The organism is Hahella sp. CR1 (genome assembly GCF_029813005.1).
In the GTDB taxonomy this organism is placed as follows: domain Bacteria; phylum Pseudomonadota; class Gammaproteobacteria; order Pseudomonadales; family Oleiphilaceae; genus Hahella.
Genome location: NZ_JAPELK010000001.1, coordinates 990,821 through 1,017,696, shown reverse-complemented (window position 1 = coordinate 1,017,696; position 26,876 = coordinate 990,821). Strand labels below are relative to the sequence as shown.

Below are 26,876 nucleotides of genomic sequence, written 5' to 3'. Positions count from 1 at the left end.
TAAAGGCGGGACACCCCGCCTTTTTTACGTATTCTGGTCAGCCTGCCGACTTACTTCTCAGGGCAGGTACACATAATCCAGGCTGAAGTTGGCCACACGGGACTTTCTCGACACAATCTTGAACTTATAGGCTCCCGCAACGCCTTCCGTGTCATAGCTGAGCTTTTCCGGCGCTTCGTTAGTGGCTGCGCTGGCCACCAGTGCGCCATCGGGATTGTACAAATACAAGTCCATATCGTTGCGTCTGCCGGAGAAGCGCAGTTGCGCGTCAATCTTCCCACCGGACACCGTCACTTCGTGGTAAACCGGTTCCCAGCCAATACTCCCTTCATACGAACCGGTCGTCGGTTGCGGCGGCGTTTCACAAAGTTTGAACGTCACCGGCACAACGCCATGGTTATAGTCGGCGATAGCGATCATATCCGGGCAGCCGTCGCCATCCGTGTCCGCCACCGCCAGTCCTTCTGGATCATAGTGGCTTGCGTAGGGAATACTCACGCGGATTTCCTCACCCAAACCATCCGGTCCGTTCAGATACACGCCCAAGGTGTTCCAACCGCCATGCAAAACCAGAATGTCATCGTATCCGTTGCCGTCCAGGTCCACGGCGCGCAGGGTTTCTGGAATGTCGTGGGAAGTCAGCTGTACCGGCGTACCCATGGCTCCGACCGAGTTCTGCGTATAAACCCACAGATACGTGGGCGAGTTGCGGCCTCTGGCGATCACCAGATCATCCTTACCGTCGCCATTGAAGTCGCCGGAAGCGATGCCGCTGGCGCTGTCGTTCAGGTCCAGATAGAAGGGCATGGCGGCAGTGAACGCATCGCCCCCGTCATGCAAATGCAGTGAAAAATCCGGCCCAGAGCCCTGTCCGGACATCACCGCCAGATCCATCACTCCATCGTGGTTGAAGTCTCCCAGCGCCTGATCGTTATAACCGCTGGCGTTGGTAGCCAAGGTGGTTTGATAAGCGATGGCGCCGTCGCCAGCGCCAAAATACTGCGTCGCCGGCGCGGACCAGGGCAGCCCGATCAGATCAGGTATGCCATCCCGGTTGATATCCACTGCATCCAGTGTGTCCGCCGCCGCAGAGCCAACCAGGGAGGTCTGGAAACCGCCCGCGCCGTCATGAGAAAGAATGGTCAGGCCCTGACCATGGCCGACAATAATCTCTTCTGCGCCGTCGCCATCCAGATCGGCGATTGACAGTCCGTTACGGTTGCCGGTGGCCTGATAGCCAATACGGGTGGGTTCGCCGAGACCGGCGGTGGTGGGATGAAAGACGAAAACGCTGTAGTCATTTTCTGCATCGAAGTAAAAAGAAGAAACCGCCACCAGCTCCATGTCGCCGTCACCGTCCACATCGCCAAAGCCGACGGCGTCGATCCAGGTTTTGCCGGGTTTGTAGGCGGCGCCGACCGTGAATCCCGAGTCCTCCTCGGCGGCGAATTTCATTGCTTCGACGGTGGCGAAGCGAGGGGCCAGCATGGGCGGAGTCAGGCGATCATCGCCCAGCGGGCGGCCGTATATATCCGTAGCGAGAGGCTGCGCCAGCACCGCGCCGGCCTCCAGCATGAGCGTCAATCCTATCAGCGGGGTTTTCATAATGGGTCCTCCTTTATGCGTTGATTCTCCCGCATCTGACCCGCTTCTCTCTTGTTTGTACTTCCAAGAGTGGAATGGGTGATGCGGTAAGCTCATCCTCGCAAGCAGTACGACCTTATATGTCGGATTCAGCGCCGACTATTTCACATTCCCCAACAGGCAGCAGGAGAAAGCAGGAAGCGTGACGACGCCATTGGCAACAGTAACTTCAGAAGCAAGTAATGGCTCACTCCAGCGGTTTCCAGGCAGGGCGAAAGTCTGCGCCTGAGGCGACAGGTTAAATATCCCTAATACCTGGCTATCGCCTTCTTTCCTCAGGATGACGAACAGCTCATCCGGGGCGTTCAGCAGCTCCGTGCGTCCCAGGCGCAGCTCCGGACGCTCTTTGCGCAGGGCCAGCGCCAGTCGGGTATAACCCAGCACCGATTCCGCCGCGTCTTCCTGTCGATTCGCCGCCGCCGCAAGATGTTCTGCAGGCAATGGCAGCCAGCTCTCCCCAACGCTGAAGCCGCCGCCAGCGACATCGTCGCGCCAGGGCATCGGCGTGCGGCAGCCATCTCGACCTTTGGCGTGCGGCCAGCCATTGATGCCTTCCGGGTCCTGCAACAGCTCATAAGGCAGGTCCGCCTGCGTCAGACCCAACTCTTCCCCCTGGTACACACAGGCTTTGCCTGGCAGCGTCATCAGCAAGGTCAGCGCGGTTTTCGCCAACGTCTGTTGCTGCGCCGGGGACGCTTCCGCCGCCCAACGGGAAGTCACCCGCATCACATCGTGGTTGCCCACGGCGAAGGTCAGTTTGCCGGGCCCTACCTCCGCCAGCACCGCCGTTACAATGTCCTTCACCATACGACCGCTGATGGGCGCGCCCAACAATGAGAAGTTGTAACAGGACTGCAGGCGATCTTCGCCCGCGGTGTATTCGGCGCTCACCGCCATGCCGTCGCCGCCTACCTCGCCGAGCAGAAAGCGACCGTCATAGCGATCCGCCAGCGCCCGCAAACGGATCAGGAAAGCCACCACTTCCTCATGCTGATTGAACGAGTGTCGATGGTGCTGCAAATGGAACGGATTGGCGCGCGCTGCGGCGGATTGCCGGAATGGATCATCCAGGTCCCGCGCCGGGTTATCCCTCAGTTCAGGGTCGTAAGCCAGGGTGGCGATGGCGTCTATGCGCAGGCCGTCCACGCCCCGTTTGAACCAGAACTCCGCCTGCGCCAGCATGGCTTCCGTCACCGCCGGGTTGCGGTAGTTCAGATTGGGCTGACCCGGCAGAAAGTGATGCAGATAGTACTGGGCGCGGCGGCCGTCCCAGGTCCAGGAGGGTCCGCCGAAGTGCGCGCGCCAGTTGTTGGGCGGGCTGCCGTCCGGCTTGGCGTCGCGCCACACATACCAGTCCGCCTTGGCATTGCTGCGGTCGGAGCGGCTTTCCTGGAACCAGGGATGTTCATCGGAAGTATGACAGGGCACCAGATCGATCAGCAGTTTCAGGCCGCGCTCATGCATCGCCGCCAGCATGCGGTCAAAGTCCGCCAGCGTGCCGAATATCGGATCAACGTCGCAGTAGTCCGCCACGTCATAGCCGAAGTCCTTCATGGGAGACTTGAAGAACGGCGAAATCCACACGGCGTCCACGCCCAGGCTGGCGATGTAGTCCAGCTTTTCCGTAATGCCGTTCAGATCCCCGACGCCATCGCCGTTGGAATCGCAAAAGCTGCGCGGATAAATCTGATAGATCACGCCGCCGTCGCTCCAATCCGAAGGCCGCATTTGTCCCTGCATTGCACTACTCTCCGCCATGGCTCGCACCTCATCTGCTTGAACGTAAACGATTAACTAAAATTGTTTCAAACAAAGCATGATTTTCTATATAAATATGAATAATCATGCTTATTACGGGATTTTCAGCGGATGCTAGGCAACGTAAACGTTTACGTCAACAAACTCAATCCAAGACGTTTCAGACAAATTTAAAGCTATGAAAACCACCATCAAAGACGTCGCCAAACGCACCGGCGTCTCCATCGCCACCGTGTCCCGGGTCATCAACGGGCTGGGGGGATACTCCAACGACACACGCAAAAAAGTGCTCTCCGCCATCGACGAAATGGGCTTTCGTCCCAACGCGGTAGCCCGCGGTCTGGTCAGTAAAAAAACCCATACTATCGGGGTCATGTTACCGGACGTTTCCGGCATGCTGGCGGCGGAGATCCTCAAAGGCATTGAGACGGTGGCCAAGGAGCAGCGCTATAGCGTCATCGTCTGCAACACCAATTATTCCGGCGACCGTTCTCAGGAATACGTGCGGACGTTGAAAGAGAAACAGGTGGATGGCGTGCTCGCCGTCAGTGAGTACATGACGCCGGAGAAAAGCAAAGCGCTGTTGAGTCTGAATCTGCCCGTGGTGCTGATTTCCACCCTCTCCTATTCCTACCCTTTTCCTTACGTAAAGGTGGATGACAAGCAGGCCGCCTACAGCGCCGTCTGCTATCTCATCGACAAAGGCCACCGCCGCATCGCCATGATCAGCGGCGACCGCGCCGACCTCATCGCCGGCGCGCCCCGCATAGAAGGTTATGTTCAGGCGCTGCGGGACCATGGTCTCAGCGTGGATGAATCACTGATTCGATTTCGGGCGGAATTTGAGTCTTTCGGATTTCACAGCGGCGCGCTGTGCATGGAAGGATTACTGCGGGACAAGCCCGGCCAGTTCAGCGCCGTGTTCGCCGCCAGCGACGAACTGGCGATGGGCGCGTTGTCCTGCGCTCACCGTCATGGCGTCCGCACTCCGGATGACCTGTCGATCATCGCCTACGACGACACCCGCATCGCGGAAATGGCGACGCCGCCGCTCACCGCGCTGCATCAGCCGCTGTTCGCCATGGGCAGCCGCGCGACGGAAATGTTGTTGGACATGTCCGCCGCCGGAACCCTGGAAGCCGAGAGCGTGATCATCCCGCACAAGATTATTGAGCGGGAGTCAGTCAAAGCAATCTGAGCCACCCCACACGCCCGACCGCCAAATATGGATCAGAAAGTGGAATGGATTAAAGAGTGGAATAGTGCCGGTAGATGCGGCCAAGCACTTCCAGATCGCCCATACTGGGGTTCCAGTCGCCGCTGACCACATGGCCGGGATCAATCTTGCAACCGCCGTAGCGGGTATTGTCGACGGAATCCAGCAGCCCCACCGCCTGATCCGCATACATCATGATGGATTTGGGATCGAAGTCGGTGCCATAGGTTTCAAACTTGCGGGTGCTGTTGCGCTTGTTCAGCTTGTAGGCGTCCAACGCCATTTTGTTGGCCCCCCAGGTGTGGAGCACGCTCTCGGGCGCATCATCGCGTTCGTGCTCATGAGCCAACCCCAAAGCATGTCCTACTTCATGGGGCAGCGATTTGATATTGGCTTTGCCATTAACCCCCAGCTTGGTGCTGGCGCCGGGAAAATACCCAATATCCGCAGAGTTGCTGGCGAAATTGAGGGTGGCCACGCCGTTACCCGCCGCGCCTACTTCAACGAATTTGATCAGCTGCGTGCCCCAATATTCCAGAACGCAGTGTTCCCAGCGGCGGAAAGTCGCGCGCACGGTCTGTACATATTCCCTGTCCAGCCCCTCGGGCACAAACACCTTCACCACGCCGTTCGGCCAGGGGCCGCCGACGTTGGTTTGACTCTCAGAGAACTTGCCGTCCCAACTCATGCGGTAAACCATCGCGGTTCCGCCGTTTCTTATACATCCCAATCCCATGATCCCGCTCCTTTTTAGTTATGGATCTTCAGAGTTTAGCTCGTCTCAACTCAATGTTGCCGAGACAACGCCAATCCAATTTCAATGCGATCCAGGGAGCGACGTTGGAGACGCCCTCCAGTCATGAGTAATTGTTATTTATTGTAATTCCGTCAGCCTGCGCCGCCCCACTGGTTGAACCAGACCAGCTCCTGCAACTCCTTGCGCTGGCTCCAGTTTTCCTGTTGCAGCATAGGCGCGTCATAAAATTTATCCACATGTCCCAGACACAGAATGGCGATGGGCTCGCTACCTTCCGGGCATTGCAGCAACGCGGCTAATTCGACAGGATCAAACAGCGACACCCAGCCCATGCCGACGCCTTCGCAACGGGCCGCCAGCCAGAGGTTCTGGATCGCGCAGCTGGCGGACGCCAGATCCATATCCGGCATGGTGCGACGACCAAAAATATATTTTTCACGCCGATCCGTAAGCATCACCACCAGCAATACCGGACACTCACGCACGCCCTCCACTTTCAGGCGCATAAACTCCTGGCCGCGTTCGCCCAACGCCTCTGCGGTCAACAGGCGCTCTTTCTCCACCGTAGCGGCGATATCCCGACGCAGGCTGGGTTCGGTGATGCGAATAAAGCGCCAGGGCTGCATGAAGCCCACGCTGGGCGCGTGGTGGGCGGCTTGCAGAATACGCTGCAAAGTCGCTTCGTCCACCGGGTCCGGCAGGAAATGACGCATATCGCGCCGTTCGTAAATTGCGCGATACACCGCCTGTTTTTCTTCGGGTGAATAGCCGCTGTCCGTCATGAGTCGCCTTATCTGTCAGCGAGGGCGGCGGTCAGTCTCCCTGCGAGACCGGCGTCCTCCAAATCAAAAAGTCCAAACCGTAAATACGCCAGCTCCGCATTCACCCGCCACAGGCGAATCAACACGCCCCGCTGCGCGCAACGTTCGAAAATCCGCTCAGCCTGCGCTGTCGGCGTCAACACGGACACAAACAGCGGCGTGCGCCGGCACTCCAGCGCTTCCTCGAAAACCGGCTGCGCCAGAATAAGCGCCTGCAGGTCGCGGCTCACTGAGGAGAGCTTTTCATGCATAGCCGCAATCCAGGCTTCATCGCGCAACGCCCGGGTCGCCACATATTGCGCGGCGCTGTTCACTGTCCAAGGACCAAGCCGACGCTGCAACACCTCTAACCAGTAAGGCGCGGCCGCCACAAATCCCAAACGCACTCCCGGCCATCCGAAAAACTTGCCGAATGAGCGCAACACCACAACGTTCTCCGGCAGGGTCTCGCCCAGCAGACTGGAATCTGTCTCCGCGTCAGCGAAGGCTTCATCCACCACCATCAATGCGCCCGTGGACTGCAGGCGCAACGCCAACTCACGCAGCGCCGCCAATGGCGTCCTACGGGCGGCGGGGTTATTCGGATTAATCGCCACCAGGACGCGCAAGTTTTCTGTCTGCGCCAGACGCGCCGCCGCGCCCGCCAGATCTCCCGCAGGGTAATGAATGATTTTGAAGCCTTGACGACGCCAGTGATGCTCATGTTCGCGATAACCGACGTCCGGCAGCGCCGCCACGCCGGGCGCGCAACAAGTGGGCAAGTGTTGAATCGCCCATTGCGTACCGGGAATCGCCAGCAGGGAATCGGTCCCGTAATAGGCGCTGGCGGCCTGTTGCAGCGCCGGGTCGGGATAAGGCAGACGTCGAAACACCTCTGCCGGAATGCTTGTCAGCGGATAGGGAAAGGGACTGACGCCAGTGGACAGATCCAGCCAGTCATCAAGGGCGATACCGTAGCGTTGGCTGTACTTTTCCAGGTCGCCGCCATGGACGGGAACCGGTTCTTCCGCCTGGAGCCCTGCATGGCCAGCCCCGTTGTCGAAATCGCTCCCGTTCATTCAGACCACTCCCCACAACCACAACGCGCCCGCTCCCAAAGCGACCATCGCCGTCCACAACGCCAGAGAGCGATTGATGAGCCCACAGGCGCGTTCAATGGATTGCGCCGTGGCGGCGTCGCCGCAGCCCAGTGAAGGACGATACTGCAGACTGCCGTGATAGGTCGCCGCGCCGCCGAGTCGCACCCGCAGCGCGCCCGCGCCCGCCGCCATCACGGGTCCCGCATTGGGGCTTTTCCAGTGTCCGCCCTGGGCGCGCCAGCATCGCAGGGCGCTGTCCAGCGCGCCGCAACAGGCGTAACTGAACGCCGTCAGTCGGGCGGGAACCCAATTCAACAGATCATCCAGCCGCGCCGCCGCCCAGCCGAAATAGAAATAACGCGTGTTTTTATAGCCCCACATCGCATCCAGGGTATTGCTGAGGCGATACATCACCACACCGGGAACGCCGGCGAGCAGGAACCAGAAAATGGCGGCGAAGATGGCGTCGTTGCCGTTCTCCAGAGCGGATTCCGTAGCGGCGGAGGCGATCTCCTCCTCCCCCAGTTCCGCTGTGTCGCGACTGACAATCATGGACAGACTGCGCCGCGCCGCCGCCGCGTCATGCCTGCGCAATGGCGCGGCCACCTGACGCACATGCTCCAGCAAACTGCGCCAGCCGATGGCGAGATAAAGCACGAAGGCGGAAAAGATAATGTGTCCCCAGCGGGAAGATTCGCTCCACTCGTTCGCGAGCCAGGCGAGCGCCGCCCAGGGCAAAATCGACGCCGTCACCGCCGCCGCGCCAAGCGCGCGGGTTGCTGTTGAAGAGAAGTCGGCAATGCGAATCGCTCCTTCCACCCAACCGGCGTAGCGCCCGAAACCAACCAAAGGATGCAGCCGGCGCGGTTCTCCCAACAGGGCGTCGAAAGACAGGGCGAGGACAAGAATCAGCAATGTATCCATTGGTCAGTATGCGCCAGGCTCATGATGAGGCGGCCTATTCTCACCATGGTCCGCGCGCATTGCAACCCGCTAACTTGTTGACTTCCCCTGCGTTCAGCCAATAGCATATCCCGCTGACCAAGGTGCTCGACCGCGAGATAATCGGGAAATCTGGTGCGCGATACGCTAATCCAGTGCTGCCCCCGCAACGGTAATCGAAAGTAATTTGCTAACGCCACTGTGTCGTCAGTTTTGACATGGGAAGGCGCAAATGTTGTGTCGAAAATGCTTCGACCTTTCGTAAGCCCGGAGACCGGCCTTGCTTTATCCACTGCAGTTCGTACGGGTAGGTGCGCAGATCATGCAAACTAAAAATCTCTCTCTTCCATTGCTGGCTTCCAATAACGCAGCGCTACAACTTATCGGCGCCATGTGCTTCGGCGGACTGATTCTGTTCGCAGTGGGCTTTCTGTCCATGGATGCGGCTCACAACGCCGCTCACGACACCCGGCACGCGTTTGCTTTCCCCTGTCACTAACAGTTACTGAATTCTGAGGCCCTGCCAGGGCCAGACGTTCGCCTGTCCGTCTTGACGCCGCACCTCATGTGCGGCGCTTGCGCGCATAGCGACGTCACACCGCATTGCATGAGGAAGAGACATGTTGTTTCAGCGTATTATCCTGGCGTCGCTGCTGGTTGGCCTGTTGGCTGGCGGGCTGCTGAGCGCCGTACAACACTCCCAGGTCACCAGCATTATTCTGGAGGCGGAAACTTACGAAGGCGGCGAGGAGCCTGAGCCGGTCGTAGTGGAAGATCACCAGCATGCGGCGGCGGACGCCCATCACTCCCACGAACACGACCACGGCGGCGCCGAAGCCGGCGGCCATCACCACGGCGACGACGCCTGGGCCCCGGAAGACGGCGTGGAGCGCACCCTTTACACCCTGCTAGCCAACGTGCTCGCCGGCATTGGCTTCAGTGCGCTGATGCTGGCCTGTATGTACGCCGCCAGACTCAGCGGCAAAGGCGGCGCAGGCTGGGGCGCGGGATTATTGTGGGGGCTGGCGGGCTATGGCGTGTTCTTTGTCGCTCCCGCCCTGGGGCTGCCGCCGGAGATTCCCGGTATGCAGGCCGCCGCACTGGAAAATCGCCAGTTGTGGTGGATCGCCACCGCCTTGGTCACCGCGGTCGGTTTCGCCTTGCTGGCGTTCGCGCCGAGATGGAAAAAGCTGGGCGGACTGCCCCTGCTGATTATTCCCCATCTGGTCGGCGCGCCGCACACCAATGCACCGGAGTTCGCCGCCTCCAACCCACAGGCTCTGCAAGCGCTAGAGTTGCTGCATCATCAATTCATTACCGCCGCCACCCTGACCAACGCGCTGTTCTGGGTGATCGTCGGGCTGGCCTGCGCCTGGTTCCTGCGCCGTTGGAGCAGCCAGGACGCCGCCCTGCAGGCGCGCTGAGTCAATGGACGTCGCCGCCCAGCCCGCCCTCGCCGCCTACCCTTTCGCCGCGGTTGTCGGCCAGCAACCGCTTAAAACCGCGTTGCTGCTCGCCGCCATCAATCCCCATCTGGGCGGCGTATTGATCAGCGGTCCCCGCGGTTCAGCCAAATCAACGCTGGCGCGGGGACTGGCGGATTTATTGCCGGAGGCGGCGGACAAGTTCGTCACCCTACCTCTGGGCGCGTCTGAAGAACGTCTGATCGGCAGCATCGACTTGCAACAGGCCATGGGCGAACGACGCGTACAATTTAATCCCGGCCTGTTGGCCAAAGCTCACGGCGGCGTGCTCTATATCGATGAAGTCAATCTGCTGCCCGACCCCTTGGTGGACGCCCTGCTTGATACGGCGGCCTCAGGCGTGAACTTTGTCGAGCGGGACGGCCTCAGTCACAGCCATCCGGCGCAGTTTATTCTGATCGGCACCATGAACCCGGATGAAGGCGAACTGCGCCCGCAGTTACAGGACCGTTTCGGTCTCGCCGTCACTCTGGATGAAACCTATGACGTTGAACAGCGTATGGCTATCGTGGAGCGCCGCCTGGATTTCGAACAGGACCGCGACGCGTTTCAGGCGCAATGGCACAACACACAGCAAGAGCTGCAGACCCGCATCGCCGCCGCCCGCCAACGTTTACCACAGGTTCTCTGCCCGACGGACATACAACGGGACATCGCCAGCCAGTGCCTCGCCGCTGGCGTAGAAGGCGTGCGCGCGGACATTTGCTGGCGCCGCGCCGCCATCGCCCACGCCGCCTGGAGCGGTCGCGACGAGGTCAACGCCGAAGACGTGGCGGCGACGCGCGCGTTCGCGCTTAGCCATCGCGCCAATCATCAGGATACGCCGCCGTCTTCGACCGGTTCGCCTCCCTCACAAGGAGGCGGCGGAGACGCCAGCGGCTCAGGGGGGGCGTCACCCTCCTCGTCCTCTGGCACCTCCGGCGACTGGGGCGCCATGCCGCCGCAATTGATGGCGGCGGACAAGCCGGTAACGCCGCAACTGCCTGAGATCCCAACGCGACGTTCACCGTCCTCCCGTCGCGACAAACAGCGCGGCGGCGCGGAGCAACGCCAGGGCGCGGCCCTCGGTCGCGCGCAACGCAGCCGGCAGGCGCTGTCCTCACGCCCGGACTGGTTCGCCACGCTGGTCCATCCCGACAATCGGGACGACGGGTTGCTCGAAATACGCTATCAACCCCGTCGCCAGAGTCGCGACACCTTGAACTGCGTCCTGCTGGACACCTCCGCCTCCACCCTGAGTCAACGCGCGCTGGCGCAGGCGAAAGGGGTGATTCTGGGACTGGCCCGACAAGCCTATCTGGCGCGGGAGAAACTGGCCGTGCTGGCGTTTGGCGCGCAGCGCGCGGAGTGGGTGATCCCCTGCCGGCGCGCGCCCAAAGATATCGTCGCCCTGCTTGACGATCTTCCCGCTGGCGGCGGTACGCCGCTGCGACAGGCGCTGCTGCATGCGCGCCAACTGCTGGCGCGGCAGACCCGCGCCAACCCGCATCTGACCTGCCGTACGTTGCTGCTGACTGACGGGCGCAGCCGCGATCCGCTGGACGATCTGACCTGGGATTCGCCCCTGTGGGTGGTGGATACCGAGCAGACCGCCGTCAGACTCAATCGCTGCCGACAACTGGCGCAACGCCTCGGAGCCGCTTACGCCCCGCTGGCCGCTGTGCGCGCCGCCCTGGAACACTAACGCCTCGGAGATACGACTGATGCTGGACGAAAACGAAAAACACCGCCGTCGCATGGCCAACAAGAAGCGCATCATTGACGAGCGCATCGCGCAAGCCCAGGAAGAGCGCGGCGTGCTGATCCTGCTCAAGGGCAATGGCAAAGGCAAAAGCAGCTCCGCCTTCGGCACCATGGCGCGCTCCCTCGGCCACGGCCATCGCTGCGCGGTGATTCAATTCATCAAGGGCCGCAACGCCACCGGCGAGTACCTGTTTTTCAAAGATCATCCCCGGGTGGACTTTCATGTCATGGGACATGGCTTCACTTGGGAAACCCAGGATCGCGAGCAGGACATCGACGCCGCGCGTCAGGCCTGGGCCCTGGCGGAGCAACTGCTGACGGACGGCAGCTATGATTTTCTGCTGTTCGACGAGTTGAGCTACATGGTCAAGTACGGCTACCTGCCGGTGGAGCCGATGGTCAAGGCGCTGCAAAGCCGCCCCCAGCACCAGAATGTGATGATTACCGGACGCACGATGGCGACAGAGTTGCAGGACATCGCCGACACCATCAGTCAGGTGCAGGATGAAAAGCATGCGTTCCGTTTGGGCGTGAAAGCGCAAGCGGGTATCGAATTTTGATGATGAGTGAAGATTGATGGAGAAAGCGCACTGATGCAGGCCCGTTGTCCCGCTCTGTTTATTTCCGCCATGGCTTCCGGCCAGGGCAAAACCACCGTCACCGCCGCCCTGGCGCGCTATCATCGCAATCAGGGACGCAAGGTGCGCGTCTTCAAGACCGGTCCGGATTACCTTGATCCGCAGATTTTGCAGATCGCTTCCGGCGCGCCGGTGGAGCCGCTGGATCTGTGGATGGCGGGTGAAGAATATTGCCGCGACCAGCTCTATCGCGCCGCCCGCGAAGCCGACCTGATCCTGATCGAAGGCGCTATGGGTTTGCTGGACGGCGAGCCCAGCAGCGCCGACCTTGCGGCCCGCTTCAACCTTCCCGTCGCCGTCGTGATCAACGCCAAAGGCATGGCGCAGACCACCGCCGCAGTGGCTTATGGACTCGCCAATTACCGGCGCGATTTCCAGTGTGTGGGCATTATCGCCAACGCCCTCGGCAGCGAGCGTCATCTGTCGCTGATCGCCGAGAGCCTGCCCTCGCAGGTTCCTTTGCTGGCCGGAATATTTCGCGATGACGCCATCGCCCTGCCGGAGCGGCATCTGGGTCTGGTGCAGCCTTATGAGCAGCAGGGACTGGAGCAGCGCCTGGATCAGGCCGCCGCCGCCATCGCCCATACGCCGCTTGCCAATTTGCCCGCCGCGGCCACGTTCAAGCCCGCGCTGATGCCCGCCGTCAGACCGATGCTCACCGGAGTGCGCATCGCCGTCGCCCGGGATGCAGCGTTCAGCTTTATCTACGCCGCCAACCTGCGTCTGTTGCAGGAAATGGGCGCGGAGGTGTTGTTCTTCTCTCCTCTGGAGGACAGCGAACCCCCGCCTGCGGATGCGCTGTGGCTGCCCGGCGGCTATCCGGAGCTGCACGCCGAGCGCCTGTCCGCCAATCAGGCCATGAAAGCGGCGCTGAAACGTTTTTATATGGACGGTCGTCCAATGCTCGCTGAATGCGGCGGCATGCTGTATGCGCAGGAAACGCTCACCGATCAGCAGGATCGTATTTTCGCCATGGCCGGACTGATTCCCGGCGCAGGGGAGATGCGCGCCAAGCGCGGCTGCCAGGGCATGCAGACAGCGCCTTTGCCGGAAGGCGACGTGCGCGCTCACGCCCATCATCACTCCCGCAGCCACGGAACTCTGCCGCCCATCGCCTATGGCCGCCGTCAGCGTCATCCCGCTCCCGGTGAAGTCATTGTGCGCAGCAAAGGCCTGACCGCCACCTATTTGCACCTGTTCTTCCCTTCCAATCCCGGCGCCGTGGCCAACCTGTTCCGGCCGGGCGCGACGGAAGCCTGAGGCATGTGGCGGGAGAGCCCCGAACGCCAGCAGCCGCTGCGCACAGGCCTGACCACCGGGACCTGCGCCACCGCCTGCGCCCTCGCCGCCGCCCGCCTGCTGCTGACCGGAAAATCCTGTGACGAATGCGAAGTCACCTTGCCGAAAGGCAAGAAAGTGCGTCTGCCCATCGCCGAGTGTCGCCGCCTCGACCTGCACAGCGCTTACGCCGTTACCGTTAAGGACGCCGGCGACGACCCTGACGTCACTCATGGCGCCCGGGTGTTCGTCATCGCCAGCCTGGGAACCGGCGCAGGAGAAGTGCGCTTCTCCGCCGCCGACGGCGTCGGTACGGTGACTCGCGATGGTTTGTCCCTGGCGGTAGGCGAACCCGCAATCAATCCAACCCCGCGCCGCATGATTCGCGAACATCTGCTGGAGCTGGCGGACGAATGCGCCTACAACGGCGCTTTCGATGTGGCGGTCGGCGTGGAGAATGGCGCCGCCCTGGCGCAAAAGACCATGAATCCGCGTCTGGGCATTGTGGGCGGGCTCTCCATTCTGGGAACCACCGGCATCGTGCGGCCGTTTTCCTGCTCCGCCTATATCGCCTCCATCCATCAGGGCGTGGACGTGGCCCACGCCAACGGTTACGACCACATCGCCGCCTGCACCGGCAACGCCAGCGAAGACTACGCGCGCCGTCACTACGGCCTGCCGGACATGGCGTTGATCGAAATGGGCGATTTCGCCGGGGCCCTGTTGAAATACCTGCGCCGCACGCCTTTGCGCCGACTCACGCTGGTGGGCGGTTTCGGCAAGATCAGCAAACTCGCCTGCGGGCATCTGGATCTGCACAGCAAGGCCTCGGAAATAGATCTGGGCTTCCTCGCCGACGCCGCCGAATCCCTGGGCGCCGCGCCGGACACCCTGGCCGCCATGCGCGCCGCCAACACCAGTATCGAGGCGTTGCGTCTGGCCGGCGACCTGTCCCTGGGCGATTTGATCTGCCGTCGCGCCTGGGAAAAAGCCGCCTACACCATGCATAACAGCATGCAGTTGGAAGTGGTGGCGATCGATCGTCAGGGCCTGCCGGTAGGCGCTTACGGGGGAGAAGACTTATGACTTTGCTGATACTTGGCGGCGTACGTGACGCCAAACTCTGCGCAGACCGACTGCACGCCCAGGGCGTCCCGCTGGTTTACAGCCTCGCGGGACTCCTGGAGCGCCACGACGCCCCCTACCCGATTATCAGCGGCGGCTTTGCGCGCTTCGGCGCAGACAGCGTCAGCGGTCTGGCGAACTACCTCCGCGACCATCAGATCATGGCGGTGGCGGACCTGACTCACCCTTACGCTGCAACGATTTCTTCCAGCGCCGTCCGAGCGGCGCGGCGCTGCGAGATTCCCTGCTGGCGCTATCAACGTCCGCCCTGGCGGCCGGGACCACAGGATCGCTGGATCGAAACGGACGGCGGCGACGATCTGTTGCGCCGCCTTGAAGATTATCGACGGCCGTTTTTCACCCTGGGGCGCAGCGCCTTTCCATTGCTGGCGCAGGCGGAGTCTCTGGGGCAGCCGGCGGAGCAGCGCTGGCTCATTCGCTCCGCGTTGCCGGCGCCCGCCATGCTCGCCTCCCAGGACGACCTGGACTTCATCCAGGCGCGCGGGCCGTTCGCGCTGCAAGAAGAGAGAGATCTGTTCGACGCCTTCAACGTGGACACCCTGGTCTGCAAAAACAGCGGCGGCGCAGCCACTGAGGCCAAATTACAGGTCGCCGCGGAGCGGGGCTTGCCGGTGTTCATGCTGCGGCGTCCGCCGACACCTGCGGCGACACGGGAGTTTGACGATCTGGAGCGCTTTATCGAGCACTGCGCCGCCATGACGCTCCCGCTTCGCCCATTGGATCAAACCTATAACAAACACTCTGATAGAGGGCCTTCCTGCGCCCGAGACAGCACACGAGAGGAAAACGATCATGTCCAACAGCGATAAACCCGCCATCTTATTTGTCGGGCACGGTTCTCGCGATAACGAAGCCGTGGAGCAGTTTCATCAGCTGACCAAACATTTTCGCGAACGCTTTCCGGACCGCCTTTGCGCCACCGGTTTTCTGGAGTTCGCCCGCCCGGTCATCGCCGACGGCGTGGATGAACTGGTGAAACAGGGCGCCACCCGCATCAGCGCCATTCCCGGCATGCTGATGGCGGCGGGCCACGCCAAGAACGACATTCCCAGCGAACTCAACACGCTGCAAAGAGAGTTCGAGGGCGTCAGCATCAACTACGGCGCTGAGCTGGGCGTGAATCCCAACATGCTGCGCGCCGCCCGCGACCGCATTGAGGAGGCGGAGCCGGAATTCGGCGAAGGCTACTCCCGCCAGGATACCCTGCTGGTGGTGGTGGGGCGCGGCGCTTCCGACCCGGACGCCAACTCCAATATCAGCAAGATCACGCGCATGCTGGAGGAAGGCATGGGCTTCGGCTGGGCCATCACCTGCTACAGCGGCGTCACCACGCCGCTGGTTCCCGATGCGCTGAAGCGCGCGCACGGCTTAGGCTTCAAGCAGGTCATCGTGTTCCCCTACTTCCTGTTTACCGGACGTCTGGTGAAAAAGATCTACGACTGGGCCGACAGCTATCAGTCCGAATATCCCGACGTGAAAGTAGTGAAAGCGCCTTACCTCAATGATCATCCGTTGATCCTGGATACGTTCGCCGATCGTCTGGAAGAGATCGAAAAAGGCAGCCCGAACATGAATTGTCAGATGTGTCAGTACCGGGTGCAGATCGTCGGCAACGAACACAAGGTGGGTCTGCCGCAGGAAGGTCATCATCACCATGTGCGTGGCATCGGCACCGATGGCGAACACAGTCATCATCACGATCACCACCATCATCATGACCACCATCACGGCCATGGCCATCACCACCATGGACATCACCACAGTCATGATCACGCTGATCACAGTCATGACCATGATGAGGAGAAATCCTGAGGGGTTATGCACTTCGACTACGATAAAGATCCCCTGGCCATTGAACGGGAAAGTTTCCGCCAGATTCGTGAGCTGACCGACCTGACTTCGCTGACTCAGGACGAAGCCCAGGTGGCGATGCGCCTGATCCACAGTTGCGGCGATCCGCAGATCATGGCGCAGTTGCGCTTCACTCCCGGCGCCGTGGAGGCGGGACTCGCCGCCATTCGCGCTGGCGCGCCGGTGCTGTGCGATGTGGAAATGGTGCGCCACGGCCTCACCAAACGCATGCTGGAGACGCCCGCTCACTGCTTTTTGAATGCGCCGGAAACACCGGATTTGGCCAAGGCTCGCGGCGAAACCCGCTGCATGGCGGCACTGGAATTGTGGCGCCCTCTGCTGGCGGATAGCGTCGTGCTGATCGGCAACGCACCCACCGCCTTGTTCCGTTTACTGGAAATGGTGCGCGACGGCGCTCCCAAACCGGCGCTGGTCATCGGCATGCCGGTAGGATTCGTGGGCGCGGCGGAATCGAAGGACGCGCTCTGGCGTCATTGCGACGAACTTGGTTTGCAAGCGATCGCCTTACTGGGGCGACAGGGCGGCAGCGCCCTCACCGCCTCCGCCTTCAACGCGTTATTGCGCATCAGCCGGGGAATTTACTTCTGATGAGTCAGTCCGCCTTGCATCGCCCTTTGGTGCATGTCATCAGCCTGGGGGTCGGCGAACGCGCCCTGCTGGGCGCCGCGGCGCAGGAAGCCTTGCGTCGCGCCGATCTGATCATTGGCTCTGAACGACAGTTGCAAACCGTGGCGAGCTATCCGCGCCAAGGCCGCACTGCGCCGCTGCCTTCTCCCTTCAGCGGACTGCTGGAGTTGCTAAGCAGCGATAGCGAACAGGAGATCGCCCTGCTGGCGTCCGGCGACGCACTGTTTTTCGGCGTCGGCAACTGGCTCAACCGCCATCTGCCGCCCTCGCAGCTGCGTTTCTACCCGCAGATTTCCAGCGTTCAGGCCGCCTGTCATGAAGTCGGGCTGGATGAGCATGACATGCAGGTGATCAGCCTGCACGGACGTCCGTTCGCCAGTCTGCGCGCTCAGCTGCGCAATCGCCGCCGCTATGCGCTGCTGACGGACCAGCACAGTCATCCTCAGGCGATCGCCCAGGCCTTGCAGGCATGGGGTATGCAGGATTCGACGTTGTGGGTGTGCGAGCAACTGGGTTATCCCGAGCAACGCATTCGCGAGTTTTCCGTTGCGGAACTGCTTGCTTCACCACCGGACGTCCACGCCCTGCATGTGACGCTGCTGCAGACCGCTGGTCCGGGCGGCGTCCTGCCTGAATTTCCCGGTATGGCGGACCAGGATTTCCATACTGACGGCGAGCCCGGCAAAGGCATGCTCAGCAAGCGTGAAGTGCGTCTGTGCATCCTGTCTTTGCTACAGCCTTGCGCCGATGATATCGGCTGGGACGTTGGCGCCGGTTGCGGCGGCGTGGCGGTGGAGTGGGCGCGCTGGAACCCGCGGGGACAGGTTTACGCCATCGAGCGCCACGAAGAGCGCTTGCGCCAGTTGCAGCGCAACCGCGAACACTTTGGCGTTGTGCGTAACCTGCACATAGTGGCGGGACGGGCGCCGGACGCCCTGGCGGACCTGCCTCGCCCCAATGTCGTGTTCATCGGCGGCAGCGATGGCGAGATGGATACGCTGCTGCGCCACTGCTGGGAACAGCTTCCCCCTGGCGGACGCCTGGTGGCCAGCGCGGTCACCGAGGACAGCAAAAGCCGTCTGCTGCAGTTTCAAACGCGCCTGCAGGACGGCGACGCCGAATGGACGCAAATCGCCGTCAGCCGGGGGGAGCCCCTGGCGGGACAATTATTGATGCGGCCGCAATTGCCGGTCACGTTAGTCAAGTTCAGCAAACGGACATCTTCTTCATGACGACACCCATATCCACCGGCGTGTTTTTCGGCGTCGGCGTCGGCCCCGGCGACCCGGAGCTGCTGACGCTGAAGGCCATACGCCGTCTGCAGCAGGCGGATGCGCTCGCATACATCGTCAACAGCGACGGCCATTCCCTGGCCAAGCAAATCGCATCGCCACATCTGCGCACTGAGGCGCAAACGCAACTGCCGATTCGCATCGAAATGTGCAGCGACCGGCGACAGGCGGAACAGGCTTATGATGAAGCCGCCGCCAGCATCGCCCGCTTGCTGGATCAGGGTCTGGATGTGGCGTTTCTGTGCGAAGGCGACCCACTGTTTTACGGTTCCTTCGCCTATCTGTTGGCGCGTCTCGCATCGCATTATCCCTGTGTTTCCATTCCCGGGATCAGCTCGCCCCAGGCCGCCGCCTCCGCTACGCTGCTGCCCCTGGCGTTGCAGCACGAGAATCTGGCGGTGATCAGCGCCCGCTGTCCGGATGCGCAGCTTCTCGACGCCCTGTCCCGCTTCGATAATCTGGCGATCCTCAAGGGCGGACGCAAACGCAGTCGGGTACTGGAACTGATCGCCGCCACCGGCCGCACCCGGGACGCGGTGTATCTGGAGCACCTCACCCAGACCCAGCAGCGCGTCGTGCGCGACGTGACCACCCTGGATGACGAGCCCGGGCCTTATTTCTCCATGTTTCTGGTGTGTCGCCGCAAGGGGGCGCAATGACGGCGATTATCGCCCTGACCCCGGCGGGACGCGCCCTGGCGGAGCGATTGCAGATCTTGTCGCCAACGCCAATGGCGTTGCACTACAAGCCAAAACCCTTTCAGGAAACAGCGCAGAGCCTGTTTCAGCAGGGCGAGCCGCTGATCTTTATCTGCGCCGCAGGTATTGTTGTGCGCACCCTCGCGCCGGTATTGCAGGACAAGTATCAGGACCCGCCGGTGCTGGTGCTGGATGAAAACGGACGTTTCGTCATTCCACTGCTTTCCGGCCATGAAGGCGGCGCCAATGAATGGGGACGCCAGATCGCGGAACGCCTCAACGCCCAACTGGCGCTGACCACTGCGCAGCCCTATCTGGAGCCAGTGTATGCGCTTGGCATGGGGTGTGAGCGGCATTGTCCGCTGGAGGCGCTGGAAGATTTGGCGGATCAATGTCTCGCGCAAATGGGGCTGATCTCATCGCAGATTCAAACCCTCGCCTCCATCGATATCAAAGCGGATGAAGTGGGTCTGATCGAACTCGCCCGCCGCCGCAACTGGACCTATCAGACCTGGAGTCCGGCGCAGTTGTCCGCGTTCGAGGGACAGTTGACGCAGAAGTCCGACATCGTATTCAGGGAAACCGGCGTTTACGGGGTGGCGGAAGCCGCCGCCCTCGCCTCCGCCGCCCGACTGAGCGGCGCGCCAGCGGAACTGGCGCTGCCCAAACACAAAAACCGACGCGCTACCTGCGCCGTCGCCCGCAGCTATTCATCGCGGAAGACAGAAGAATGAAACGACTTTATGTACTGGGCTCCGGCCCAGGTTCGGAACTGATGATCACACCCCAGGTGGAGCAGGCCATCGCCGCCAGCAGCGATCTGGTGGCTTATGGCCTGTATCTGGAGTTACTGGGTGAGCGCACCCGGGACAAAACCTTGCACGACCTGCCCCTGGGCGAGGAAATCGAGCGCGCCCGGCTGGCGCTGAATCTGGCCGCCGCCGGCAAGCCCACGGCGCTGATTTCCAGCGGTGACATCGGCATTTTCGCCATGGCGACCCTGGTATTCGAGCTGCTGGAGCGTCAGCTCAGCGGCGCCGAAACAGGCGCAGACGATCATGACTGGCGTCAGGTCGACATTCAGGTCATGCCCGGCGTCAGCGCCATGCAGGCCGCCGCCGCCAGCATGGGCGCCGCCCTCGGTCACGACTTTTGCGCCGTGTCCCTGTCTGACTTGCTGACGCCCTGGGAGACTATCGAGACCCGCATTCGCGCCGTCGCGGCGGCGGATTTCGTCATCGCCTTCTACAACCCGGTCTCCCGCAAACGTCGCTGGCAGTTGGCTCGCGCCAAGGAACTATTGTTACAGCGACGTCCCGCCGACACACCGGTGATACTGGGCCGCAACCTGACCCGTCAGGACGAGCGCGTCAGCGTCTGCACGCTGGCGGACCTGGATGTGGAGCAAGTGGACATGCTGACCCTGGTGCTGGTTGGCAGCAGCGCCACCCGCTGTTTTCAGAATGGCGACAAGCAATGGGTGTATACGCCGCGAGGCTACGCCCGCAAGCTCACCCAACCAGAGAGCGTCGCGCCATGACCGTGTATTTTATCGGCGCCGGCCCCGGCGACCCGGATCTGCTGACCATCAAGGGGCAGCGCATCATTCAACGCAGCCCGGTCATTCTTTACGCTGGTTCGCTGGTGCCGGAGGAAATCCTGGCGCAGGCGGACGCTGAGGCGGAGATCACCGACACCGCGCCCCTGAATCTGGATGAAATTCTGGAACTGATCGTCGACGCCCATGCGCGCGGACTGGATGTGGCGCGGATTCATTCCGGCGATCCATCCATCTATGGCGCTATCGGCGAACAAATACGTCGACTGCAAACGCTGGCGATTCCCTTTGAAGTCATTCCCGGCGTCACCTCAACCAGCGCCGCCGCCGCCATGCTGGGCAAAGAGCTGACGTTATCCGGGGTCTCCCAGACCGTCATCCTGACCCGCTACGCCGGCAAGACGCCCATGCCCGAGCGGGAGAACCTCGTCTCTCTGGCGCAACATGGCGCCACTCTGGCGATACATCTGGGCGTCACCCGCCTGCATCAGATTGTCGAGGACCTGACGCCGCATTACGGCTCAGACTGCCCCGTCGCCGTCTGTTATCGGGTGGGCTGGCCGGATCAGCAGCATATCCTGGGCACGTTAGCGGATATCGTGGAGCAAGTGCGCGCCGCCAAAATCACCCGTACCGCGCTGATTCTGGTGGGACGAGTGCTGGCCAGCGAGGACTTCAACGAGTCTTATCTTTACGACGCAGCGCAGGCGCATATCTATCGCCCCAAGGTCAAACCGGCGACGCCGCGGAAAGTGCGCCGCACTCAGGCGTAGAACACAGTAGCGGCCTGGTCAGGCGGAAAAGACGTTCACCTGGCGACGCCGCTACTTTTCGCGGTTAAAAAATGCGACTTCCTTTAGGGAAAACGAAACATTCATCGCCACTCCCCAAACAGACTTGAAACCCACCGCCACAATGTGACAAACATCACATTTGTACATTAAACATATATAACTAACTCATCCCTGATCTCGCCTTCGTGAAAGTCTATTTTCACTTCCAGTTGTCCGTTCTTTCTTTAGACTTCTGGTCAGACAAAGAATGGACAACGCCAAGCATTTTCAGCCGTCACGAAAAAGAGATATAAATACAAAATTAATTTAATAACAGCAACTTAAACATAAATAAAACTTTTAAATAAGAAACATCTAATTAAATAAAAAGTTAATTAGTCAGGTATATTTAACGAGTACGACAAGAGTCAAACAACCTTTAAAGGTCTAACCCATAAGACCAAGCAACAATTACTTATAAGCCTCTTACCCGCCTATATTCAACGGATTTAAGAAACAGGTGTATAAATACCTAGTTCTCCAGCCAAAACAAGTTTGCTACCTTCGAAACAACGACGGATTAGTCCCGCGACAGATAACTGAACTCTATGTTTTTCCTTAATAAATACTTAGGAAAACCAACGGTGTTGGATCACAGTGGTTTGTCGCAACCAAGGAACTGAACCGCCGGACGGTATGCGGGAGTCCGCATCGCTCTGGTAATCCAATCTCATGCCGAACAGAGCGGGAGTTCTTCGTCATACCGGACCGCGCCCAGCCGCAAAGTGTAGTCGGTCCAGCAGTTTATTGATCAGTCTTGAGCGTCAGGTACGGTTGATTCGAGCGTCTTGAAAATTAGCGCCTGCAATCGGGGTCCCCTCCCCAGCGGGCGAGTTATCGCGCATTCAGCATTAAATAAGGAGAACTAAATAATGCCTAGCGATTTAATTTCGTACGACGAATGGATGAAGCGGACTGCAGCCACGGGCAAGCCACGCAGTCGCCTCCTTAAACAGCTGGACAGCCACATCAAATCCTACGAGATGTTCGGCGGCGGCGCCGAAAGATGGTATCTGAATCAGAAGCTGGAGGAGTGGAAGAAGAGCAAGGGTCCCAACGGCGAATGGCGTAATAGCGTGCGCAACCGACACGGCGCCATTGAAGAGCTCAGTAAAAAGATGGCCGGACAAGGCCCTGAGCTGAACGACCTCAAAAAGGTTTATCAACGCGATCTGGATCACGCCCGGTTGGGAGCCGTCTACCTCTGGTCCCACACACATTTGCACGACACGCTGATCAGCGCCTTCGCCGCCGGAGCCATCAACATTGCTTCCGCCGGCATGCGCATGCACTCGGAAATCCTTACTTCCCACGGCCATACAGCAGCAGCCCAGAGTTTGACCAGCAAACGGGTGAACATGGGCTACGTGATGCTGCCGGGGCAAAAGATCATCGAAGCGGTGGAAGGGTCCGGTTATCTGGCGGAAACCGGCGCCAGTCGTAATGTATTCATGAAAGCGCTGCACTGGATTGAAGACTATTGCCGCAAACTGGTGGATGCGTTGAAGTCCAAGTTCAAAGACAAGGTGTCGCTGTCCATGACCGCCATCAAAACGGTCATCAAGGCGATTGTAGTGAAGTTCGCCTCCTCCGCCGCTCCTTACGTGGCAGGCAGTATGGACGTTTTCAAAGGCCTGGTGAACACCACCGATCACGCCGTCACAGCGGTCACTACCTGGTGGCGCGGACGTGGCGTGAATGTGCTGGAAGGCCATCCCCAGGTGATTTGCGACGCCCTGCGCATGCAGATGTGCAAAGGCATGGGCGCGGGTCTTTACGATGCGCTCAAAGGCGCGTTTTCCGCTTCCACGTTCATCATCGGCGGCATTACCGGCGCGGTGATGAATCTGGTGTTCACCTGTCTGGAAACCGTCACCCTGTTCATCTTGCGTTTGCGTGAAATCGCCCATATCCGCCACTTCTGCAAAGAGGCGCGCTCACACTGGAACGTTTACATCGGCTCGGGCAAAACCCGCGGCGTGCACCAGAACCCCATCCGCTTCAAGGACTGGTTCGAAGGCTATGTGGACAAGTCCGCCTTGATCGCCGCCTTCACGCTGAACAGCGGCATTTGCGGCGACAAGATGCACTTCCTGAATATGTTCCGCGATAACGGCTATGTGATTTCTCAGTATGAGTTTGACCGTGGCGTGAAGTACGTGGATACGTTGAAAACCTTCGCAGCGGAATACATTGGCAAGCAGAGTTATCTGTTCCACTCCAGCGACAAAATGGTCAATGGGTTGCTGGATAACGCCAAGAACTTCAATAACGGCGAGCATGGCAAGTTCCGGGAAATCCTGCTGAAAGTAGCTAACGCCTGACGCTCATCAGGTCGGCCCCTGCGCCGACCTTTGTCCTCCGTCCTGTTCGCAGCAAGACTGCTAATTCACGTCCTGACCTCTCCAGATTATCGCCTGCCAAAGCCTTCCCCTACCCAGACTGTTTCATCTTGTTTATCAGCCTGTTAACGAGTAATTTTAGCTCTGCGTCGGCGCCTTCGGGTCGGTCCTGCTGTGTCCGCCGCGCAACCTCAAGTTCAGGAAGCATAATTAAAAAATAATAGGATCAAGTATGAACAAATCATTTTTGCCGATAATTCTGGGCGTATTGCTGGCCGCGCTGCATTCGCTGAGTTACGCCAGGAGCGAAGCGGGGTTCACCATCCGCGCCGGGGATAAGGAGGCGCACTGGAGCAAAAGCCAGTTACTGAACCATCCCGCCAGACAAGTGCTCAATATCCCCCTTCTCAATTATCCCGACCAAAACATCTCCATTAACGCCGTTCCCATCTCCATATTATTGCAGGACATGGACCTGACCGACGCCTCCGTGCTCATTTTCACCTGCCTCGACGGCTATTCTGGCGTGCTGGAGAAGAAGTATCTGCTCAATGACAATCCTGACGCCGCCCGCGCCTATCTGGCGATTGAGCCCGATGATAAGAAGTGGCCGCCACTGCCCAAGGGCGCTAACACGTCCAAACAAAGCGCCGGGCCTTTCTACCTCGTGTGGAGCAACCCGGAGAAGTCCGCCATTCCTCCTGAGTTCTGGCCTTATCAACTGAGTTCGCTGGACGTGGAGGATGACTTCGCGCGCATCTTTCCGGCGCTTTTGCCATCCGGCCATCTCGCCGCCAACGACCCCGCGCGCAAAGGCTTTCAGGTGTACAAAGCGCGCTGCATGCACTGCCATCAGATCAATGGCCAGGGCGCAGCGAAACTGGGACCGGACCTGAACCAGCCGATGAACCCCACGGAGTACTTCAATGAAACCGCGCTCAAGCAGTTCATCAAAGACCCCACCTCCGTGCGCAAGTGGTCCGATATGAAAATGGTATGGGTGAAGGACAACATCTGGGAAGACGAGGAAATCGACGACCTCATCGCCTATCTGAAGCACATGGCGGAGAGAAAACCGGATATGAAACAGGCCTCTAACTGAGGCCTGAGATAATCCGACGCGGGAGGGTTAGCGCCCTTTGACGATGTACATGCCTTCGCTGCCGGGACGCGTCAGCTTGAAACCAAAGCGGGTGTAGAGTTCCGGCACATCCGCCATCAGCGTGATATAAGCCCCGTCCGGGGCTTCCCGTTGCAAGTACTCCATGATGCTTTCCATCACTTTCCGCCCGAGCCCTTTGCCTTGATGCTCCGGGTCCACGGCGACGTCGACAATCTCAAAATTCAGCGCGCCGTCGCCGACTACACGTCCCATGCCGACGCAGGTTTCCTGCAGCATCACGCACACGCCGAACAAACTGCGCGGCAGGCCTTTCACCGCCGCGTCCCGGGGTCTTGGGGACAAACCAGAGATTTGACGTAAACGCATGAAATCATCCACTTCCGCGACTTTCTCAACCACTTCGTACATGCAACTTCCTTACAGATTCCTTTTAGTTTTAGACAACGTCGGACTTATCTCCCATTGCGCGACCAATGCCGAATCGTTTTGATTTCTTCCGCCGGTATGCCCAGGGATTCCAAAAAATCCTGATGCGCTTCCGGCGACATGGATTCAAACTCCACATGCCATTGCCGCATGGCCGCTTCATCCAACCCCACCGCCGCCAGCATGGCCACCCAGCCCTGCTTGTCGATAATACGGCTTTTCTTGCGCCCCCGCTCAGTCTTCAAAATAGTGGCGATGACCTGTTGCTGGGCGCGCAGGCGCTGTATTTCCCGGTTAATCGACTGTAGACGCTGCTCAAGAATAACCTGCACGCCGTCCTGGGGTTGCGCCAGCACGTCGGCAATGTTTTCCAGAGGCAGTCCCGCCTCGCGATAAAACGCGATTTTCTCCATCCTGCTGAAATCCGCCTCGGAGTACAGCCGGTAATTGGCCTCGCTCCGGGCGCTGGGACTCAGCAGCCCGATAGAGTCGTAATACAGCAATGTACTGCGTGATACGCCAAATTTACGCGCCATCTGACCAATGGTGTACATGCATCCGCCTCATCATTTTGCCGTTCAATTAAAGCGGTCATAACGACCGCTTTGTGTTTCTAGTCAGTATCCTACAGGGCCCGGATGCGGTTTATTTCCTCCGCGGAAATCCCCAACCATTCCAACAGGCTTTGATGCGCCTGCGGATAACGGGCTTCGAACTCCCGATGCCAGCGCCGCATTGCATCCTCATCCAAACCCGCCGCCCGCAGAACTTCCACCCATTGCGCTTTATTCATCACAGTATCGCTCATGATTCCTCTCCCGATAGTTCAGTGAAAAACGTACAGCTGCGCAGCCGACGAAAGCTACTTTGAGGTATGAAGTTATAGACAGGTCAAGGGAGGAGTCGGCTATTCTTTTCCTTAAATCATTTTCCGTTGCAAGCAGAGAAGATTAAACCTTGTGGACGCGCTCAACGCACTCAGTCTGAGCCTGATCATGCTCGCCCTGGCGGCGATTCCCAGCTCCAGCGTGGCGCTGGTGGTCGCTCGTTCATCCGTGTCCGGCTTTGCTCATGGCGCAGCGGTGGCGGCAGGCGTGGTTTGTGGCGATTTGATATTCGTCTATCTGGCGATTCTGGGCATGACGGCCCTGGCGGACACCCTGGGAGGGCTTTTTCTGGTCATCCGCTATCTGGCGGGCGCCTATTTGATCTGGTTTGGACTCAGCCTGATCCGCTCGCGATCGGCCCTCGACTCTAGGTTTACAGCGTCTTCAAAATCTCGCCTGACGACCAGTTTCAGCGCAGGTTTGTTGCTGACGCTGGGAGATGTCAAAGCCATATTGTTTTACTCAAGCCTGTTCCCTGTCTTCGTGGACATGTCATCCCTAACCGCGCCCGACATAACCGCCATCATAGCGATCACCGTCATTACCGTCGGCGGCGTAAAGCTCCTCTACGCCCGCCTGGCGCAAAAGATAACCGCGAGATTTATTAACAGCCCCATGGCGAGCGCGGCCAAAACCACCGCAGGCGCGGTACTTGTGGGGAGTGGGGCTTATTTGATTGTGAAGGGGTAACTCGCCAGAATTTGGCGCTCCG

Annotated in this window: 27 protein-coding genes and 1 riboswitch; of the genes, 18 read left to right on the top strand and 9 right to left on the bottom strand. The window is 60.0% G+C overall.

From position 1 onward, the window contains the following. Positions 1-57: 57 nt before the first annotated feature. A complete protein-coding gene (locus ONV78_RS04590) occupies positions 58-1,605 on the bottom strand; it encodes a VCBS repeat-containing protein (RefSeq protein WP_279501474.1) in 1,548 nt (515 codons plus the stop codon). Positions 1,606-1,743: 138 nt separating this feature from the next. Next, the gene (locus ONV78_RS04585) at positions 1,744-3,402 is read right to left on the bottom strand and encodes an alpha-amylase family glycosyl hydrolase (RefSeq protein WP_279501472.1); all 1,659 of its coding nucleotides are present in this window, start codon (positions 3,400-3,402) and stop codon (positions 1,744-1,746) included. 178 nt (positions 3,403-3,580) lie between these two features. Between ONV78_RS04585 and ONV78_RS04580 the strand changes: the two genes are divergently transcribed. Next, on the top strand, positions 3,581-4,600 hold the full coding sequence (locus ONV78_RS04580) for a LacI family DNA-binding transcriptional regulator (RefSeq protein ID WP_279501471.1): 1,020 nt from the start codon (positions 3,581-3,583) through the stop codon (positions 4,598-4,600). A 49-nt stretch (positions 4,601-4,649) separates the two neighbouring features. Here the strand turns inward: ONV78_RS04580 and ONV78_RS04575 are convergent, their stop codons facing one another. The 4 genes from ONV78_RS04575 to cbiB form a co-directional block, all read right to left on the bottom strand. Then, entirely contained in the window at positions 4,650-5,354 is a 705-nt protein-coding gene (locus ONV78_RS04575) for a M12 family metallopeptidase (protein WP_279501470.1), read from the bottom strand. Between the two features lie 152 nt (positions 5,355-5,506). Continuing rightward, entirely contained in the window at positions 5,507-6,157 is a 651-nt protein-coding gene (bluB, locus tag ONV78_RS04570; protein WP_216740072.1) for a 5,6-dimethylbenzimidazole synthase, read from the bottom strand. An 8-nt stretch (positions 6,158-6,165) separates the two neighbouring features. Next, entirely contained in the window at positions 6,166-7,254 is a 1,089-nt protein-coding gene (gene cobD / locus ONV78_RS04565; RefSeq protein ID WP_279501469.1) for a threonine-phosphate decarboxylase CobD, read from the bottom strand. After that, on the bottom strand, positions 7,255-8,199 hold the full coding sequence (gene cbiB / locus ONV78_RS04560) for an adenosylcobinamide-phosphate synthase CbiB (protein ID WP_279501467.1): 945 nt from the start codon (positions 8,197-8,199) through the stop codon (positions 7,255-7,257). Between the two features lie 103 nt (positions 8,200-8,302). Beyond that, positions 8,303-8,515, top strand: a riboswitch (cobalamin riboswitch). Positions 8,516-8,539: 24 nt separating this feature from the next. Between cbiB and ONV78_RS04555 the strand changes: the two genes are divergently transcribed. The 16 genes from ONV78_RS04555 (at position 8,540) to ONV78_RS04480 (ending at position 24,830) form a co-directional block, all read left to right on the top strand. Further along, positions 8,540-8,716, top strand: a complete 177-nt coding sequence (locus ONV78_RS04555; protein ID WP_083769893.1) for a CbtB domain-containing protein — start codon at positions 8,540-8,542, stop codon at positions 8,714-8,716. A gap of 121 nt (positions 8,717-8,837) precedes the next feature. Continuing rightward, positions 8,838-9,641 carry a CbtA family protein gene (locus tag ONV78_RS04550; RefSeq protein WP_279501465.1) on the top strand — a complete coding sequence of 268 codons (804 nt, stop codon included), beginning with the start codon at positions 8,838-8,840 and terminating at the stop codon, positions 9,639-9,641. A gap of 4 nt (positions 9,642-9,645) precedes the next feature. Next, positions 9,646-11,385 (top strand): ATP-binding protein, encoded by a 1,740-nt coding sequence (locus ONV78_RS04545; RefSeq protein ID WP_279501464.1) that lies wholly within the window; start codon positions 9,646-9,648, stop codon positions 11,383-11,385. A gap of 19 nt (positions 11,386-11,404) precedes the next feature. Next, positions 11,405-12,004 carry a cob(I)yrinic acid a,c-diamide adenosyltransferase gene (gene cobO / locus ONV78_RS04540; RefSeq protein WP_279501462.1) on the top strand — a complete coding sequence of 200 codons (600 nt, stop codon included), beginning with the start codon at positions 11,405-11,407 and terminating at the stop codon, positions 12,002-12,004. Positions 12,005-12,037: 33 nt separating this feature from the next. Further along, complete coding sequence (locus ONV78_RS04535; RefSeq protein WP_279501762.1) at positions 12,038-13,342, top strand: cobyrinate a,c-diamide synthase; 1,305 nt, start codon at positions 12,038-12,040, stop codon at positions 13,340-13,342. Between the two features lie 3 nt (positions 13,343-13,345). Further along, entirely contained in the window at positions 13,346-14,446 is a 1,101-nt protein-coding gene (locus ONV78_RS04530) for a cobalt-precorrin-5B (C(1))-methyltransferase (RefSeq protein WP_279501460.1), read from the top strand. Continuing rightward, positions 14,443-15,315, top strand: coding sequence for a precorrin-6A/cobalt-precorrin-6A reductase (locus tag ONV78_RS04525; RefSeq protein WP_279501458.1), 873 nt, complete (start codon positions 14,443-14,445; stop codon positions 15,313-15,315). The genes ONV78_RS04530 and ONV78_RS04525 overlap by 4 nt, the downstream gene beginning before the upstream one ends. Further along, positions 15,299-16,318, top strand: a complete 1,020-nt coding sequence (locus ONV78_RS04520) for a sirohydrochlorin chelatase (RefSeq protein ID WP_279501456.1) — start codon at positions 15,299-15,301, stop codon at positions 16,316-16,318. Before ONV78_RS04525 ends, ONV78_RS04520 begins: the two co-directional genes overlap by 17 nt. A gap of 6 nt (positions 16,319-16,324) precedes the next feature. Beyond that, positions 16,325-16,966 carry a precorrin-8X methylmutase gene (locus ONV78_RS04515; protein WP_279501453.1) on the top strand — a complete coding sequence of 214 codons (642 nt, stop codon included), beginning with the start codon at positions 16,325-16,327 and terminating at the stop codon, positions 16,964-16,966. Continuing rightward, positions 16,966-18,237 (top strand): precorrin-6y C5,15-methyltransferase (decarboxylating) subunit CbiE, encoded by a 1,272-nt coding sequence (cbiE, locus tag ONV78_RS04510; protein WP_279501451.1) that lies wholly within the window; start codon positions 16,966-16,968, stop codon positions 18,235-18,237. The genes ONV78_RS04515 and cbiE overlap by 1 nt, the downstream gene beginning before the upstream one ends. Beyond that, positions 18,234-18,956: a precorrin-2 C(20)-methyltransferase gene (cobI, locus tag ONV78_RS04505; protein WP_279501450.1), complete on the top strand. Its 723-nt coding sequence runs from the start codon at positions 18,234-18,236 to the stop codon at positions 18,954-18,956. The genes cbiE and cobI overlap by 4 nt, the downstream gene beginning before the upstream one ends. Further along, entirely contained in the window at positions 18,953-19,729 is a 777-nt protein-coding gene (locus ONV78_RS04500) for a cobalamin biosynthesis protein (RefSeq protein ID WP_279501449.1), read from the top strand. The genes cobI and ONV78_RS04500 overlap by 4 nt, the downstream gene beginning before the upstream one ends. Further along, entirely contained in the window at positions 19,726-20,535 is an 810-nt protein-coding gene (gene cobJ / locus ONV78_RS04495) for a precorrin-3B C(17)-methyltransferase (protein ID WP_279501448.1), read from the top strand. Before ONV78_RS04500 ends, cobJ begins: the two co-directional genes overlap by 4 nt. Continuing rightward, on the top strand, positions 20,532-21,326 hold the full coding sequence (gene cobM / locus ONV78_RS04490; RefSeq protein ID WP_279501760.1) for a precorrin-4 C(11)-methyltransferase: 795 nt from the start codon (positions 20,532-20,534) through the stop codon (positions 21,324-21,326). Before cobJ ends, cobM begins: the two co-directional genes overlap by 4 nt. A gap of 932 nt (positions 21,327-22,258) precedes the next feature. Further along, entirely contained in the window at positions 22,259-23,710 is a 1,452-nt protein-coding gene (locus ONV78_RS04485) for a hypothetical protein (RefSeq protein WP_216740085.1), read from the top strand. Between the two features lie 250 nt (positions 23,711-23,960). Continuing rightward, complete coding sequence (locus tag ONV78_RS04480) at positions 23,961-24,830, top strand: cytochrome c (protein ID WP_279501445.1); 870 nt, start codon at positions 23,961-23,963, stop codon at positions 24,828-24,830. Positions 24,831-24,857: 27 nt separating this feature from the next. Here the strand turns inward: ONV78_RS04480 and ONV78_RS04475 are convergent, their stop codons facing one another. The 3 genes from ONV78_RS04475 to ONV78_RS04465 form a co-directional block, all read right to left on the bottom strand. Continuing rightward, positions 24,858-25,259, bottom strand: coding sequence for a GNAT family N-acetyltransferase (locus ONV78_RS04475; RefSeq protein WP_279501443.1), 402 nt, complete (start codon positions 25,257-25,259; stop codon positions 24,858-24,860). Positions 25,260-25,303: 44 nt separating this feature from the next. Further along, positions 25,304-25,831 carry a MerR family transcriptional regulator gene (locus ONV78_RS04470; protein WP_279501442.1) on the bottom strand — a complete coding sequence of 176 codons (528 nt, stop codon included), beginning with the start codon at positions 25,829-25,831 and terminating at the stop codon, positions 25,304-25,306. A gap of 71 nt (positions 25,832-25,902) precedes the next feature. Further along, positions 25,903-26,085: a hypothetical protein gene (locus tag ONV78_RS04465; RefSeq protein ID WP_216739345.1), complete on the bottom strand. Its 183-nt coding sequence runs from the start codon at positions 26,083-26,085 to the stop codon at positions 25,903-25,905. Between the two features lie 151 nt (positions 26,086-26,236). Between ONV78_RS04465 and ONV78_RS04460 the strand changes: the two genes are divergently transcribed. After that, positions 26,237-26,854, top strand: a complete 618-nt coding sequence (locus ONV78_RS04460; RefSeq protein WP_279501439.1) for a LysE family translocator — start codon at positions 26,237-26,239, stop codon at positions 26,852-26,854. The last annotated feature ends 22 nt before the right edge of the window (positions 26,855-26,876 follow it).